Source organism: Mesorhizobium sp. M3A.F.Ca.ET.175.01.1.1 (assembly GCF_004791945.1).
GTDB lineage: Bacteria > Pseudomonadota > Alphaproteobacteria > Rhizobiales > Rhizobiaceae > Mesorhizobium.
Window position 1 is genome coordinate 1 of record NZ_SRTP01000329.1, and the last position, 300, is coordinate 300.

The window sequence follows — 300 nt, forward strand, 5'->3', positions numbered from 1 at the left end:
TGAAGATCGAGCGCGAGCGGCTCGGCGCCGTCAACCTGCGCGCCGAGGAAGAGCAGAAGGAACTGTCCGAGCGTCTGGAGACCATCGTTTCCGAGCGCGAGGACATCATCGAGGCGATCAGAAAACTGCGTCAGGCTATCCAGAGCCTCAACCGCGAGGGACGCGAGCGGCTGCTGTCGGCCTTCGAGGTGGTCAACGGCCATTTCCAGCGGCTGTTCTCGCACCTTTTCTTCGGCGGCACTGCCGAACTGCAGCTGTTCTAGTCGGTAGTTTCCTTGGAAGCGGGGCTCGAGATCCTCG

Annotated in this window: 1 pseudogene; it reads left to right on the forward strand. The window is 62.0% G+C overall.

Going from position 1 to position 300, the window contains the following annotated elements:
• Window positions 1-260: pseudogene (locus EN818_RS31850) on the forward strand (hypothetical protein); the annotation flags it as partial.
• Between the last annotated feature and the right edge of the window lie 40 nt (window positions 261-300).